This window comes from Pectobacterium peruviense (genome assembly GCF_003312355.2).
GTDB lineage: Bacteria > Pseudomonadota > Gammaproteobacteria > Enterobacterales > Enterobacteriaceae > Pectobacterium > Pectobacterium peruviense.
Genome location: NZ_CP161826.1, coordinates 2,974,074 through 2,987,993 on the forward strand (window position 1 = coordinate 2,974,074; position 13,920 = coordinate 2,987,993).

Below are 13,920 nucleotides of genomic sequence, written 5' to 3' on the forward strand. Positions count from 1 at the left end.
TGCAGTGAATTATTCCGTCAGATCGGCATCCTCAAAACTGAATAACGTATCTGGCATGACGTAGAAACCCGTCAGTTTCTTGCTGTTAGCCGATACTAAACGCTCTGTTGCAAGGAAAATCCACGGCGCATCGGCCCAGATTTTATCCTGCGCATCCTTATACAGTTTTTGCTTTTCCGCTCGATCCGTCGTTTTCAGCGCATTAGCCAGATCCGCATCAACCTGCGGGTTGCTGTAAAACGCTGTATTGAACTGTGCCGGTGGCCAGGAGGCCGTAGCAAACAGCGGCGATAGCGCCCAATCTGCCTCGCCCGTCGATGCCGACCAGCCGGTGTAAAACAGGCGAACGCCCGTTTCTTTAACGCCTTTACCTTCCACTTCCGCCGCGCGTTGCCCCGCATCCATCGCCGTCACCTGCACTTTCACGCCAACCTGTGCCAGCTGTTGCTGCGTAAACTGCAAGACTTTCTGCGCCGTACTGTGGTTATGTGACGACCAAAGCGTGGTGGTAAAACCATCTGGGTAGCCCGCTTCTTTCAGCAGCTCGCGCGCTTTGGCCGGATCGTAAGGCCATGGATGATATTTTACCGAATAATCGATGCTGTTCGGCAGTGGCCCTTCGGCTGGCGTTGCATAGCCAGAGAACGCCACTTTAATCAGCGCCTCTTTGTTAATCGCGTAGTTCAGTGCCTGCCGGACTTTCGGATTATCAAACGGTTTCTGCGTGACATTCATGCTGATGTAGCGATGCAGAATCGACGGTGACGCCACCAGCGCCAGCTTGTCATTCTTCTCTAGTACCTTGGCCTGCTCAAACGGTATCGGATAAGCAAACTGCGCCTCACCCGTTTGCAGCAGTGCTGCACGCGTATTGTTATCCACCACCGGACGCCAGGTAATGCTGTCTAGCTTAGGCAACCCCGCCTTCCAGTAGCCGCTGAATTTCTCAACTTTGACAAAATCGGTCTGATTCCAGGCCACAAAGCGATATGGGCCGGTGCCTACCGGATGGAAACCAATCTCCTTGCCGTATTGCGTTAATGCCGCTGGCGAGATCATCACTGCTGCTGGGTGCGCTAGATTGTTAACAAATGCCGAAAACGGCGTCTTTAGCGTGATTTTCACCGTCAGATCGTCCACGGCCTCAGTTTTTTCGATCATCTTGAACAGGTTATACCGCTTCAAGCGATTGTCTGGATTACTGGCGCGATCCAGATTCACTTTGACGGCAGCGGCGTTAAACGCCGATCCATCATGAAATTTAACACCGGGATGTAATTTGACGGTGTACGTCAGGCCATCTGGGCTGACGTCATAGCTGTCCGCCAGCACGTTAATCAGCTTCATGTCTTTATCGAAGCCAAACAGCCCCTGATAGAATGATTTCGCCACCGTTTGCGATAACGAGTCATTGGCATCATAGGGATCCAAGCTGGTAAACGTGGAACCCACGGCAATAACTGCATCTTTGGCAGCCCAGGCAGGTGATGCCACCATTGCTGCGGTTACCCCTGCGGCCATCCACCAGCGCCGCTGTATTGTCATTACGCTCATGCTACGTTCTCCTTATGAATCCCTGTCAATAAGCACCGGCAATCGGGTGGTGTGCCACAAAGTGTCGCTCGCCAACCTGAACCAGAGGTGCCGTTGTCGGTTCATCGCCAATCGCCCGAATCGGGCTGGGTATTTCATCAACCAGCAATACCTGCTCACGCTGGCGGCGTGAGGGGTCAGCAACTGGGACGGCCGACATCAGCTTGCGGGTATAGGGGTGTCGGGGTCGTTCGAATACGTCTTGACGCGGGCCGATCTCGACAATCTGCCCCATGTACATCACCGCCACGCGATGACTGATGCGTTCGACCACCGCCATATCATGTGAAATAAACAAAAATGCGATGCCGAACTCACGTTGTAGTTCTAGCATCAGATTGATGATTTGTGCCTGAATCGACACGTCCAGCGCGGATACCGCCTCATCCGCAATGACGACTTTGGGATTCAGCGCCAGCGCTCTGGCGATGCAAACGCGCTGGCGCTGCCCACCAGAAAACTCATGCGGATAGCGTCGGGCGTGTTCAGGCTCCAACCCTACGCGTGACAACAGCCATTCCACGCGTTTCTCCGCTTCCTGTCGGCGACAAATATTGTGAACCAACAGCGGTTCCATAATTGAGAATCCAACCGTCAAACGGGGATCCAATGAGGCATACGGATCCTGGAAAATGAGCTGAATGTCGCGCCGCAGATGCTGTAACGCCGCGCCTTTCAACTGATTGATCCGCTGACCATTAAAGGTAATGTCGCCCTTCTGGCTTTCAACCAGTTGGAGCAATGCACGGCCAGTGGTGGATTTGCCACATCCCGATTCACCAACCAGCGAGAGTGTTTCGCCCGGCCAGAGATCGAAGCTCACTTTTTCTACCGCGTGCACCTGCCGGGTCACGCGGTTCAGTAATCCGCTGCGAATCGGAAAGCGCGTCACCAGATTGCTGACTTGCAAGATCGGCGCGGCATCCACGGGAACGGTATCCTGTGGCACGTTGTCCGCAAGGCGTGCCGTGTTTTGATCCAGTAGCGGGAATTTTGCTGGGAACGGTTGTCCGCGCATCGAACCTAACGCCGGAACCGCCGCTAAAAGCCCCTGCGTATAGGGGTGCTGCGGCGCAGTAAAGATCTGCCCCACGCTGGCCGCTTCGACGCTTTCCCCTCGGTGCATCACCAATACACGCTCAGCCACTTCCGCCACCACGCCCATGTCATGGGTGATGAAAATCACGGCCATGTCCATTTCACGCTGTAGTACACGGATAAGTTGCAGAATTTGCGCTTGAATGGTGACATCCAAGGCGGTCGTAGGTTCATCAGCAATCAGCAGAGACGGCTTGCAGGACAGCGCCATCGCAATCATGACCCGCTGGCGCATTCCGCCAGAAAGCTGGTGGGGATAGCGATCCAGCACGTTGCGCGCTTCCGGTATTCTGACCAGATCCAGCATACGCAACGTCTCTGCACGCGCGGCACGCCTGTCCATTCTCTGATGCAAACGAATCGACTCGGCTATCTGTTCACCAACAGGGAAAACCGGATTCAGTGATGTCATCGGTTCCTGGAAAATCATCGCCAGATCCGCCCCCCGCAACGTTCGCATCATCCGCTGGCGAGCACCACGAAGATCCAGCACCTGCCCATCACGGCGACGGAATAGCATGTCTCCCTGATGAATCACCCCACCTGCATGTTCGACCAAACGCATCAGCGCCAGCGACGTGACCGACTTGCCCGATCCCGACTCTCCGACGATAGCCAGCGTTTCCCCCCGATCGACAGAGAACGTCAAATTACGTACCGCGTCCGTCCGCTGCCCCTGCTGCTCGAAATAGACACTCAGGTTGCGCACCTCTACCACCCGTTTTTCAGGCAAGATCAGCCCCGGGACGGGGGAAGACAACGAGGAATAATGATCCTGTGTGGGCAACATGAACGGCGAATCTCCATATAAATGCGGCTAAAATCAGCGCAGCGCGATCAGGGACAAATTATCAGCGGTTTTCGACTATATTTAGCGCAAGGTATGATGTAAAGCGGAAACTGAAATCAACACAGTGAAAAATTCTTTTTATAACATTAAGTTAACCGCCAGATAGACGCGCCGTAAGGCGTGAACTCTCACGCAGATGCACACACCTTTGCCCGAAGTAGTTCGACTTGTGGGAAAAAAGTGACGCTTTCGCACCCCATCCTTGTCGTTTGATGCCTGACGAGTCATGCGCTATACCCTAAATAATTCGAGTTTCAGGACAAAAACGGCAAGGCGTTTTTGAACAGTGCTTGCGCTGACCCCGAAGGGGTGAGGCCATAAGGCCGAATAACGCGGCAAGAGAAGGCATCCCGATGAGCTTACTCCGGTAAGTGATTCGGGTGACAAATCTGCCGGGAGCAGATTTGAACGCTGCTTGCAGCGGCCCTTCAGGGCGAGGCCCACGACGGGCCGAGTATTTGAACGCAGCCAACGCACATGCAACTTGAAGTATGACGGGTATAAAAGCCGTATTCCTTGACCTGCGTACATTCACCCACGTTACGAACTCTGACATAATTAATACTGGCATAGGAAATCGATTTTCGCCCATGCACGACACGTCGGCGGAACACAATGCTTATTGATGTAATCAGTCGTATTGATGAAACACGCAGTGTTAATGAAACACGTTGTATTTTGTATTGATGAAAAACGGTGGAGTGAAGATGGAAAGCGTTAACTCAGGTTTACTGACTCTTGAACAAGCTCTGGAAAATATGTTTTCTCAGGTTCCTTCCCTTACCGAGACAGAGCGCGTATCCCTGTTCGACGCCGCAGGACGGATCACCGCCCATGCTATCGCCTCTCCGATTAACGTCCCGCCTTTTGCCAATTCCGCGATGGATGGCTATGCCGTACGCTGCGCCGATTTGTCCGCTGCGGCACCGCTGCCTCTGGCGGGTAAAGCCTTCGCTGGCGCGCCTTTCACTGCCGAATGGCCTGCCGGAACCTGCATTCGCATCATGACCGGTGCGCCGATTCCCGCAGGCGCCGACGCAGTGATCATGCAGGAACAGGCTGAAGTCAGCGAGAACGGCATCCGTTTCCCTCATGAGGTAAAACCCGGCCAGAATATTCGTCTGGCGGGAGAAGATATTCAGGCGGGTGCCAGCGTGCTGCCCGCCGGTTGCAAGCTAGGCGTAGCGGAACTGCCGCTGCTAGCGTCGTTGGGGATTGCGCAGATTGACGTGGTACGCCGTCTGAAAGTCGCGGTGTTTTCAACCGGTGATGAACTGCAATGCGTCGGCGAGCCGCTCGAAGACGGTCAGATTTATGATACCAACCGCTTCGCCGTGCGTTTGATGCTGGAACAACTGGGCTGCGAGGTGCACGATCTGGGCATCATCCGAGATGATCCTGACGCGCTGCGTGCCGCATTCCATGAGGCTGACCAGCTTGCCGATCTGGTAATTAGCAGCGGCGGCGTTTCCGTTGGCGAAGCCGATTACACCAAGCAAATGCTGGATGAACTGGGTGACATCCATTTCTGGAAACTGGCGATTAAACCCGGTAAACCCTTCGCCTTCGGCAAGCTACAACACGCCTGGTTCTGCGGCCTGCCGGGGAATCCGGTTTCCGCTGCGCTGACATTCTACCAACTGGTTCAGCCGCTGCTGGCTCGCCTGTCTGGTTATACGCAATGGCACCAGCCGCCGCGTGTACGCGTCAAAACCACCAGCGCACTGAAAAAGACGCCGGGTCGCACCGATTTCCAGCGTGGCATTTTCAGCCGCAACGCGCAGGGAGAGCTGGAAGTGAGAACCACCGGGCATCAGGGTTCGCACGTTTTCAGCTCGTTTAGCCTCGGTAACTGTTTCATCGTACTTGAGCAGGATCGTGGACGCGTCGCTGCCGGTGAATGGGTAGAAATCGAGCCCTTCAACGCCCTGCTGGGACACTGAGTATGTTGCCGGAACTGAGCGATGAAGAAATGCTGCGCTACAATCGACAGATTGTACTGCGCGGCTTTGATTTCGACGGGCAGGAAAAGCTCAAGGCTTCACGCCTGCTGATTGTCGGTCTGGGCGGTCTGGGCTGTGCCGCCGTGCAGTATCTGACTGCGGCGGGCGTCGGCCATTTGACGCTGCTGGATTTTGATACCGTTTCTCTGTCTAACCTGCAACGTCAGGTTCTGCACCGCGATAACCGTATCGGGATGGCAAAAGTCGAATCGGCGCGTCTGACGTTATCCGACATGAACCCACATCTTTCGCTTGATACCGTTGATGGCGATCTCGATGACGACGCATTGAGCGAGCTGGTCAGCCAGCACGATGCGGTGTTGGACTGTACCGACAACGTTGCTATCCGTAATCGCCTGAACCGTATTGGCTTTCAGCTCAAAAAACCGTTGATCTCTGGTGCAGCGATTCGGATGGAAGGCCAAATCAGCGTCTTTACCTATCAGCCCGATGAACCTTGCTACCATTGTCTCAGCCGCCTGTTCGGAGCCAATGCACTGACCTGCGTAGAAGCGGGCGTGATGTCGCCGCTGGTGGGGACTATCGGAAGCTTGCAGGCGATGGAAGCCATTAAGCTGCTAACGGGCTATGGCAAGCTGGCCACTGGTCGTTTGCTGATGTTCGATGCGATGACGCTGCAATTTCGCGAAATTACGCTGCCGAAAAATCCCCGCTGCGACGTCTGCGGCGGGTAAAGCAGAAAGTGGAAAGATTGGTATCCGGCACGATAAGTCATTGAATACGGCAAACATCAGTGACACAGTATTAAGGTAAGTCATCACGTAAACTGAGGAACACACCATGAGTAATGCTTTTTTGCAGTCAATCAAGGCCCGTCGTTCAATCTATGCCATCGGTAATAAACTACCGATATCAGAAGATCAGGTTACCGCGCTCATTACCGAAGCTGTTAATGAAAGCCCCTCCTCTTTTAATTCACAAACTTCCCGCGTTGTCATTCTGTTCGGCGAGCAGCACCACAAGCTGTGGGATATTGTTAAACAGCAACTGAAGAAAATTGTGCCTGCGGACGCCTTTGCCCCGACAGAAGGCAAACTCGCTTCGTTTGCCGCCGGCGCGGGAACCGTCCTGTTCTTTGAAGACACGAGCGTAATTGAAGCGCTACAGGAAAAGTTCGCACTTTATGCCGATAACTTCCCGGTTTGGTCAGAGCACTCAACGGGTATCGCTCAGTTCGCCGTGTGGTCGACGCTGGCGCAGGAAAAAATTGGTGCCTCACTCCAGCACTACAACCCGCTGATCGACAATGATGTCAAAGCACAGTGGAATCTGCCTGCCAGTTGGAAACTGCGTGCTCAAATGCCATTCGGTTCCGTTGAGCAACCCGCTGGTGAGAAAACCTATATTGCCTTTGAAGAACGTTTCCGCGTATTTAAATAATCCGCTGAATCCTTCTTTATGAACAAATAGGGACACCATGCGGTGTCCCTATTTGTTTGCGGTCTATCCATTATCACCAGGCACCGGGGGCGCAAAAACCTGAATCGCCTTTTCTCTGATCCCGAACACCGCTGGCGTTTTGCCGATTAACTCGCCGTCCGCATTAATATCGTGTGGCCTTGAAGTACTCAGCGTCAGCTGTTTGGCGGAAAAAGCGCGGACTTTGCGCCAGCGACCGTGCGTCCCCCGTCGGATAAAGGGGATCAACGCCACCATTTCCCACCAGTGGGAGACTTCCAGACTATACACATCCAACTGACCATCATCGGGCGCAGCACTCTGTGCGACCGCCATGCCACCGCCGTAGAAACGCCCATTCCCCACCGACACCTGCACGGTTTTAACCCGCTCTTTGATGCCGTCATGCTCGATCTCAACGCGGAAGGGACGACTTTGTTTCAGCAGCTTAAAGGCCGCCAGTGCATAACCTAATGTGCCCCAACGCTTTTTGGACTTAGCGGACAATCCGCGCGCCAGTGCCGCAGAAAACCCAATGCTGGAGACATTAAAGAACAGATGCCCGTTAACGTCCCCCAAATCAACCGCTCGCCGCTGGCCGCTGATAATAATCTGAACGGCCTGCCGTATATCTCTGGGGATCCCCACCGTACGGGCAAAGTCATTTGCCGTGCCTAATGGCAGCACGCCCAGCGGCAACCCGGTATCGACCAGACCGGGAGCCGCTGAATTTAACGTGCCATCGCCACCGCCGACAATGACGAAATCAACCCGATCCGCATAGGCACGTATAATATCGCTGTATGAGCCTGTCTCTTTTTCATCAGGTTCGACGAGGGTAATCTGGCTTTGCTGTAATAACTGTTTCACATCGCGAGCAGAGGAATCACCATTTCGCGCATGCTTATTAATCAATAAAAGCGCTGTTGGGCCCGATTCCTTCGCTGCTGAATAATGGCTCATGGTCATCCACCCAACATTATTGTTTGATTGAATCTAACCATACGGATAATCAAACCGACAAGGGAGCTTTAAAAAGCCCACAGTACAATACAAAACATTACGTTCCGGCAATCTGCTCTAATACTTCCACAATGTAACCACTATACTGAATCCTACGAGTCAGCGATTCATTTACCCAATAGTGTTACGCAGTCAGTCCAGTAAAATGTTGCACCACAATTTTTAGGTGAAAACAGAGACTTATTCACCTACTTCATCAATGATTCTCTGGGGATATTATTTTGCAGACTGGATTCATCAATAACTCACGCTGGCTGGACAAAACACGCGCAATCATAATACTTGGCGCAATGCTGCTCGCCGCCTTTCTGGTGATTAGTTGGACCAGTTATGAAGTGGCTAAAGAATCATTGGAAGAAGAAATCGAAGGAAATACTCTGCCGCTGACCAGTGATAATGTCTATTCTGAAATCCAGCAGGACTTGTTAAAACCTATCTTTATTTCATCGCTGATGGCGCACGACACCTTTCTACGCGATTGGGTGCTGAAGGACGAAAACGATCCGCAAGCTATGTTCCGCTACCTGCGAGAAATCGATCGTCGCTTCGATACCGTATTTTCTTTCTTTATTTCGGATAAAACCAAGCGCTACTACGATCCACAGCGCATCCTGAAAACCGTCTCAGAAGATTCACCAGACGATCAGTGGTATTTCCAACACCGCACGCTATCAGACGAGATGCCTTATGCCATCGATATCTCGTTCGACCCTGAGAATCACACGCGTCTTGATATTTTTATCAATCACAAAGTCGTGGACTATGAAGGCAACTTTATCGGCATTACCGGCGTAGGTATTCCAGTTGAACGCGTTAAACTCCTTATTGAGAAATATGAGCAACGCTATAACCGAAAAATCTATTTTATTGATAAAGAAGGTAATATTACCTTACATGGAGAAACGTATAACCGCCCCCTCAAGATTCAGCAACAGCAGGGATTGGGCACTATTGCCACGACGATCCTAACCGTTCCCGGCGGTGCGTATGAATACCAATCAAACGAGGATCATGTTTTCCTTAACACTCGGTTAATTCCTGAATTCGGTTGGTATTTGATGGTAGAACAAACCAGCCATCCCAGTGAAAAGCGGCTGTTCGACACGCTGCTAAAAAATCTTGGTATCAGCACGTTTGTCAGCATTCTCTTCTTATTCCTACTGTGGTTGACCATTGGTGGATATCAGCGCCGTTTAGAACAAATGGCCACGACCGACAAATTAACCGGCCTCATGAACCGACAGGCATTTGATTACTTATTCCATCGGCTCGGTACGAGAAATGCCTTACAGCACAAGTCGCTCTCCATTCTTCTCATTGATATTGACCACTTCAAGAAAATCAATGACAGGTATGGTCACAACGTCGGAGATCTGGTTTTACAAGAAGTCTCCGCCATCTTGTCGACCAATACTCGCTCCAGCGATCAATCCTGCCGTTGGGGAGGTGAAGAATTTGTCATTCTGCTCGACGATTGCGACATCAACGCCGCACAACAGCGCGCCGAAGCGCTACGCCAGAGTATTGAAATAGCGCACCTTCCCTATCGTGAAGGGATTATTCAGGTAACGGTCAGCTGCGGCGTTGCTGAATATCGGGCTGGAGAAACGCTCAGTATGCTGATAAACCGCGCCGATATCGCGCTTTATCAGGCCAAACAGCAGGGACGCAATCAGGTAGTGCGTGCGCAATAGCAACAAACGTTGTGCCTGCATTATGCATGCAGGCACATGTAGACAGGAAGCGAGCATAAGGTATTAAGCGGATTACGTTCGGTTTCCCGTTTGGCGCTTCAGCGTAATGGAGCAGGTATATCGGTCTGCGGGATGGATCGATACTGTGGTTTCAAAAACGTTTCCCGAGCGGTCAAGATAATGGCGTACGATTTTTAATGCTGGGTAACCGACGTCAACGCCCAGCGTTTTCGCTATTTTGGCCGGAACGCCAACGGCAGAGATCGTCTGACGCACTTCTTCCCCCTGCACGCCATAATGCTTTTCAATTAAATCGCTAATCAAAGCAAACGGATCGCTGCGTACCAGACTTTTGACCTTGGCATAATCCGGGCTAACGTAGCTATCAGTCCAGCATATCGGGGAGTCCTTTTTCTGGCTGTCTTCACGAATACTGGCAATATGCAGCCAGCGATCGCCCGGCTTGCCGCCGATAATCTTTGCCAGCTCAACATCCGCCACGACTTCATCAATCTTCTTCACTACGCGCAGGTTGGTTTTTGCCAACACAAACAGATCCTCAAGGCTAGCCAGAGGATGGTTACGTTCCCGCTTTTCATCATTATCGACAACAACGGAACCCACGCCCTTGCGACGGGATAGCAAACCCGCTTCCGTGAGATCGCGCAGCGCCTCCCTGACAGTGTGGCGGCTAACCTGATACAGCTCACAAAGCTCCAGCTCGGAGGGGATCAACGAACCAGCTGGGTACTGGCCCAGCGTAATATTCTGGCTGAGTTCACGGGCAATGCGCTTATACAAGGGTTCTTTCATCGGCTCACGCTCTTAATCAATATTGATGCCCTGCATCACAAAATGACATTTCACTGCTTCCCTAACTTGTCCGGACATGATGTTATAAATACAACATGTACGGACATTTAGACATGTACGGATATTTAATTTCCCAGTCCATGCCGCTCATCAAGGTAAGCACGCTTCATCTTATCGCGGATATGGTCTGCATCTTATCACCAATACATCCGCTTCAGGAGGCGTTATGGCTTCGAATGTGCTTGATTCAGTTCTATTCCGTGATTCATTTGGTACCCCGGAAATGCGGGCGATCTTCGATGACCGAGAACTCATCCGTAAATATGTAGAAGTAGAGATCGCACTGGCCAATGCGCAGGCGCGTTGTGGTGTGATTCCAGAAAAGGCTGCCGCAGAAATCACTACCAGCTGTAACGCCGACACGCTCGATTTTGAGCTGCTGCGCCACGAAACAGAAATTGTGGGCTACCCTATCCTGCCGCTGGTACACCAGATTTCCAAACAGGCCGGTCAATCTGGCGGTTATGTCCACTGGGGCGCAACGACCCAAGACATTATGGATACCGCCGTAGTGCTGCAAATCCGTGATGCATTCGCGTTAATTGACGCAGATATCGAGGCGCTGCGTTCTATTTTGGCCGGATTGGCCGTGCGTTACCGTAATACGCCAATGGCTGGGCGAACCCATTTACAACAGGCACTACCGATTACGTTCGGCTACAAAGCGGCCATCTGGCTAGATATGTTCGACCGCCATGCCGAGCGCCTTGCCCAACTGCGCCCTCGCGTGCTGGTGGGTGAGTTCGCGGGAGCCGCAGGGACATTGGCCTCATTGGGTGACAAAGGACTCGCGGTGCAAAAAGCACTGATGGCCGAACTGGGTCTGGGTGTACCGACCTCAACGTGGCATGTGGCTCGTGATGGGTTTGCCGAAGCCGTCAACCTGCTGGCGGTCATCACCGGTTCGTTAGGGAAAATTGGCTATGACGTGATGCTGATGGCCTCCAACGAATTCGGCGAACTGTATGAGCCGTTTGTCAAAGGCCGTGGAGCCAGCAGCACCATGCCGCAAAAGCGTAACCCTATTTCCAGCGAACTGATGCTGGCCTGTTCCAAAGGCGTTCGTCAACAGGCTGGGTTAATGCTGGATGCGATGGTGCAAGATCTGGAACGCGCCACGGGCCCCTGGCATGCGGAGTGGATCGCCATCCCGGAAAGTTTCATTCTCTCCGCAGGCGCACTTCATCAAGCCAAGTTCATGCTAGACGGCCTCATTGTTGATGAGAAGATGATGCTGAAAAACCTCAATATGACCAACGGCCTTATTGTGGCAGAAGCCGTGATGATGGGGCTGGCACCGTATATTGGTCGTCAGGAAGCGCATGACATCGTCTACGATGCCTGCCGTATCGTAAATGAGAAAGGCGGCACGCTGGCCGATGTTCTCAATGCTATGCCAAGCGTCGCAAGCCGACTCGATCCCAAATTAATCGAAGACCTGGCCAACCCCGTCAACTATTTGGGGAGCGCCCCTGAAATGGTTGACCAGGTAGTAAATAAAATGGAAAGAAAGTAGTCATCACCGGTAATTATCCAGTATCTCCCTAATTCTCAGACTGAAATCGATATTCCCCAGACGCAAGATAATAACGCGTCTGGGCAGGCTCTCTTTTGCCGGGAACGATAGCGGATAACCATTGATTGCACGATTAAGGAGACGCTATGTCATCCGAATCATCCACCAAGAAAAAAATAGTCGCAGTTATTATTCCTCTCCTGCTGGGCCTGATTATCTGGTTTTCTCCGGTTCCTGATGGCCTTACGCCACAGGCATGGCATATGTTCGCGATTTTTGCCGCCACTATCGCAGCAATATTGACGCAGCCTCTGCCGTCGGGCGCGATTATGCTGCTTGTCCTTTGCATCACCATTTTCACGGGAACATTAACAGAAGCTAAAGCGCTGGCCGGTTTTTCCAGCGGCACCGTCTGGCTCATCTTTTGTGCCTATATCCTCTCTCTGGGCTTTGTCACATCCGGGCTGGGAAAACGCATCGCCTACAAAATGCTGTCACTATTCGGCGGAAGCAGCCTGGGGATCGCTTATTCACTGGGCGTATCCGACCTAATCATGGCACCCGCTATGCCATCCGTCACCGCACGTTCGGGCGGAATTATCTTTCCCATCGCACGTTCAATTAATGAAGTATTAGGCTCAACACCCGGTGTTAGCGGTAAAAAGATCGGGGATTTTCTGATCATGGTCTGCTTTCAGTTTACGCCGATCACTGGCGCGATTTTCCTCACTGGCATGGCGGCCAACCCGCTCGTTGGCAGTCTGGCAAAAACCTCATTAGGCGTGGATATTACCTGGGGCGGCTGGTTTATTGCGGCTGTCGTACCAGCAATGTGCTGCTTCTGTCTCATGCCGCTGCTGGTTTATAAAATTTTGAACCCGGAATTGAAAAAAACACCAGAAGCGAAGGAGATGGGACGCCGATCACTGGCGGAATTGGGGAATATGAAATCGGCAGAGAAAAAAGTGGCGTTTGGCTTTGTACTCGCGCTGCTCGGCTGGGGCACCAGCCTGATCACCGGTTTCTCTGCCACGTCCGTCGGGCTGGCGTTAGTTGCCTATCTGTTCGTCACTCAGGCCGTCCAGTGGAAAGACGTCCTCAGCGATCGCGCAGCCTGGGATACAGTCATCTGGTTCAGCGTCATTATCAGCCTCGCAGCAGGGTTGTCTGACCTTGGTTTTATTAAGTGGATGACCGTTAAGCTGGGAAATTCCATCCAGGGTTTCGGCGCGATGGAAACCTTCGTTATTCTCGGCATCCTCTATATCTACGTGCATTATCTATTTGCTACCGCCTCTGGACACGTCGCTGCGCTTTATGCGCCCTTCGCCGCCACCGCCATAGCCGCAGGCGCGCCGCCCATGATGGTCGCCATCTGTTTTGGGATTTTTAGCAACCTGATGTGGGGAAATACCGAATACGGCGGTGGCCCTGGCCCTATCTACTTTGCTCAGGGCTATTTTGAACGCCACCGTTTCTATAAAATTAATTTCTGCATCGTCACGTTTAACGTCGCCCTGATTTTTATCGTCGGCTTAGTGTGGTGGAAACTGATTGGCTATTATTAATCGCCTGTCCCGCACGTTCGCAAAATATAATGGGGAGGCATGTTGCCTCCCCATTATTTCGTCATGACCGTCGTTCAGCTTTTTCAGCCATTAAATTCCATCGTCTTTTGTCTGCACCCAAAACGCATGCACCAAACCGGGAAAATAACCCAACAGCGTCAGAATAATATTCAGAATGAACGCCCCACCAATCCCTTTTCCCAATAACACGCCCAACGGTGGTAAAAGAATAGTCAGTACAATGCGCCAAAATCCCATATCAACCTCCGTAACGTGATAATTA

Annotated in this window: 11 protein-coding genes; 6 read left to right on the top strand and 5 right to left on the bottom strand. The window is 52.1% G+C overall.

Annotation, left to right across the window (positions count from 1 at the left end):
• Positions 1-9 precede the first annotated feature (9 nt).
• Together gsiB and DUT67_RS13495 are read right to left on the bottom strand one after the other, a co-directional pair.
• Positions 10-1,554 (bottom strand): glutathione ABC transporter substrate-binding protein GsiB, encoded by a 1,545-nt coding sequence (gsiB, locus tag DUT67_RS13490; RefSeq protein WP_189339467.1) that lies wholly within the window; start codon positions 1,552-1,554, stop codon positions 10-12.
• A gap of 25 nt (positions 1,555-1,579) precedes the next feature.
• On the bottom strand, positions 1,580-3,481 hold the full coding sequence (locus DUT67_RS13495; protein ID WP_113625675.1) for a dipeptide ABC transporter ATP-binding protein: 1,902 nt from the start codon (positions 3,479-3,481) through the stop codon (positions 1,580-1,582).
• 767 nt (positions 3,482-4,248) lie between these two features.
• On the opposite strand from DUT67_RS13495, the gene moeA reads away from it, so the two are divergent.
• From moeA to DUT67_RS13510, 3 genes are all read left to right on the top strand, one after another.
• Positions 4,249-5,484 (top strand): molybdopterin molybdotransferase MoeA, encoded by a 1,236-nt coding sequence (moeA, locus tag DUT67_RS13500; RefSeq protein WP_113625673.1) that lies wholly within the window; start codon positions 4,249-4,251, stop codon positions 5,482-5,484.
• 2 nt (positions 5,485-5,486) lie between these two features.
• Complete coding sequence (moeB, locus tag DUT67_RS13505; protein ID WP_113625672.1) at positions 5,487-6,239, top strand: molybdopterin-synthase adenylyltransferase MoeB; 753 nt, start codon at positions 5,487-5,489, stop codon at positions 6,237-6,239.
• Positions 6,240-6,345: 106 nt separating this feature from the next.
• Positions 6,346-6,945: a nitroreductase family protein gene (locus DUT67_RS13510; protein WP_113625671.1), complete on the top strand. Its 600-nt coding sequence runs from the start codon at positions 6,346-6,348 to the stop codon at positions 6,943-6,945.
• Between the two features lie 63 nt (positions 6,946-7,008).
• Here DUT67_RS13510 and DUT67_RS13515 read toward each other — a convergent pair whose 3' ends face one another.
• A complete protein-coding gene (locus DUT67_RS13515) occupies positions 7,009-7,932 on the bottom strand; it encodes a lipid kinase (protein WP_113625670.1) in 924 nt (307 codons plus the stop codon).
• A gap of 275 nt (positions 7,933-8,207) precedes the next feature.
• On the opposite strand from DUT67_RS13515, the gene DUT67_RS13520 reads away from it, so the two are divergent.
• Positions 8,208-9,680 carry a sensor domain-containing diguanylate cyclase gene (locus DUT67_RS13520; protein ID WP_113625669.1) on the top strand — a complete coding sequence of 491 codons (1,473 nt, stop codon included), beginning with the start codon at positions 8,208-8,210 and terminating at the stop codon, positions 9,678-9,680.
• 72 nt (positions 9,681-9,752) lie between these two features.
• On the opposite strand, the gene DUT67_RS13525 is transcribed toward DUT67_RS13520, so the two are convergent.
• Positions 9,753-10,493, bottom strand: a complete 741-nt coding sequence (locus DUT67_RS13525; protein WP_113625668.1) for a GntR family transcriptional regulator — start codon at positions 10,491-10,493, stop codon at positions 9,753-9,755.
• A 226-nt stretch (positions 10,494-10,719) separates the two neighbouring features.
• Here DUT67_RS13525 and DUT67_RS13530 point away from each other — a divergent pair, with 226 nt between their 5' ends.
• Together DUT67_RS13530 and DUT67_RS13535 are read left to right on the top strand one after the other, a co-directional pair.
• The gene (locus tag DUT67_RS13530) at positions 10,720-12,069 is read left to right on the top strand and encodes an adenylosuccinate lyase family protein (protein ID WP_113631694.1); all 1,350 of its coding nucleotides are present in this window, start codon (positions 10,720-10,722) and stop codon (positions 12,067-12,069) included.
• A 146-nt stretch (positions 12,070-12,215) separates the two neighbouring features.
• Positions 12,216-13,637: a DASS family sodium-coupled anion symporter gene (locus DUT67_RS13535; RefSeq protein WP_048260987.1), complete on the top strand. Its 1,422-nt coding sequence runs from the start codon at positions 12,216-12,218 to the stop codon at positions 13,635-13,637.
• Positions 13,638-13,727: 90 nt separating this feature from the next.
• Here DUT67_RS13535 and DUT67_RS13540 read toward each other — a convergent pair whose 3' ends face one another.
• Positions 13,728-13,895: a YqaE/Pmp3 family membrane protein gene (locus DUT67_RS13540; RefSeq protein ID WP_010280855.1), complete on the bottom strand. Its 168-nt coding sequence runs from the start codon at positions 13,893-13,895 to the stop codon at positions 13,728-13,730.
• Positions 13,896-13,920: the final 25 nt, after the last annotated feature.